Below are 1,805 nucleotides of genomic sequence, written 5' to 3'. Positions count from 1 at the left end.
CACCCACACCCTGCGCCACCAAGAGATGCGCCAACCGGTTCGCCCGCTCGTCCAGCTCCCGGTACGACACCTCCACACCACCGGCGACCACCGCCACCGCATCCGGTGTCCGCGCCACCTGCGCCTCGAACAACCCCAACACCGACGACGCCGACACCTCAACAGCGGTGTCGTTCCACTCCACCAGCACCTGCCGGCGCTCGGCCTCGTCCACCACCTCCACCGCGCTCAGCCGAAGCCGCGGATCGGCGGCCACCGCCTCCAGCACCCGCACCCAACGACCGACCAGCAGCTCCACCGACACCGCGTCGAACAGATCCGCGGCCGCGGTCACCGTGCCGCGCAGCCCGGCCGGCCGCCCCTCGCGGTCGTAGGACTCGCCGACCATCACGTCCAGGTCGAACTTGGCCGCCACCTGCGCTGCCGGCAGCCCCGCGGCCAGCTCCGAGGACACGCCGCCGATCCGCACGCCCGAGGTGCTCACCGAAGCACGTCCGGTGTTCTGCAGCGTCAGCATCGTCTGGAACAGCGGGTGGCGCGCCAGCGACCGGGCCGGGGCCAGCTCCTCCACCAGCCGCTCGAACGGCACATCCTCGTGCGCGAGGGCGCCCAGGCCGGCCGTCCGGGCGCGCGACAGAGCCTCACGGAACGTCGGGTCGCCGGACAGGTCGGTGCGGATGACCAGGGTGTTGACGAAGCATCCGACCAGCTCCTCCAGCGCCTCGTCGGTGCGGCCGGCCACGGCGGCACCGATCGGGACGTCGGTACCGGCGCCCAGGCGGGAGAACAGCACGGCGAGCGCGGCCTGCAGCACCATGAACAGCGTCGCGCCCTCGGCCCGCGCCAGCTCCACCAGCTTCTGGTGCAGCTCGGCCGGGACCTCCAGCGGCACAGCGTGCCCCTGGCGGCTCGCGACCGGCGGACGCGGGCGATCGAACGGAAGCTCAAGCTCCTCGGGTATGCCGGCCAGCGCCTCGCGCCAGTAGGCGACCTGGCGGGAGAGCAGGCTCTCCGGGTCGTCCGTCTCGCCGAGCAGTTCGCGCTGCCAGAGGGCGTAGTCGCCGTACTGCACCGGCAGCGGCTCCCACTCGGGCGCCCGGCCCTCCAGTCGCGCCGCGTACGCCGCCGAGATGTCCCGGGTCAGCGGGGCCTTCGACCATCCGTCGGTGGCGATGTGATGGATCGCCAGCACCAGGACATGGTCGTCCGGGGTCGCGGTCAGCAGCGTCGCCCGGAACGGGACCTCCTTCGCCAGCTCGAAGACGTGCTTGGTCGCCTCGGCTGCCACCTGCGGCAGATCCGCCGGGGCCACCTCGGCCAGCCGCAGATCCCAGTCCAGCTCGTCCATCTCCAGGACCTGCTGGTACGGCTCGCCATCCGTCGCGGGGAAGATCGTCCGCAGCACCTCGTGCCGCTCCAGCACATCTCGCAGCGCTGCGCCCAGAGCCTGGTGGTCGACCTCGCCCGAGAGTCCCAACACAATTGGGCTGTTGTACAGCGCGCTAGGCCCGTCGAACTGGTCGATGAACCACAGACGGCGCTGCGCGAACGACAACGGAAACATCAGGACTCCTTCTTCTTGCGCGGCCGCAGCGCGGGCCGGGCAGACTTCTGACTTCCAACCCGCTTCGCGAGCTCGGCGACCGTCGGCGCCTCGAACAAAATCCCCATCGTCACTTCCGCGCCCAGCGCCGTGCGGATCCGGTTCATCAGCCGCATCGCCAGCAGCGAGTGGCCGCCCAGGGCGAAGAAGTCGTCGTCGACGCCGACCTTCTCCAGCCCGAGGACCTGCGCGAACGCGTCGC

2 protein-coding genes are annotated in these 1,805 nt (G+C 71.2%); both read right to left on the bottom strand.

Features of this window, described 5'->3' with window-relative positions; translation table 11 throughout:
* Positions 1-1,564 (bottom strand): condensation domain-containing protein (locus ABZ449_RS42070; RefSeq protein ID WP_360357447.1); only part of this gene is annotated, 1,564 nt, incomplete at its 3' end.
* Positions 1,564-1,805, bottom strand: a 242-nt coding sequence (locus ABZ449_RS42065; RefSeq protein WP_360357445.1) for a phosphopantetheine-binding protein, incomplete at its 5' end; no start/stop codon positions are given. The genes ABZ449_RS42065 and ABZ449_RS42070, both read right to left, overlap by 1 nt.

The organism is Kitasatospora sp. NPDC005856 (assembly GCF_040629945.1).
Lineage (GTDB): Bacteria > Actinomycetota > Actinomycetes > Streptomycetales > Streptomycetaceae > Kitasatospora.
This window is presented reverse-complemented; position numbering and strand designations above follow the sequence as displayed.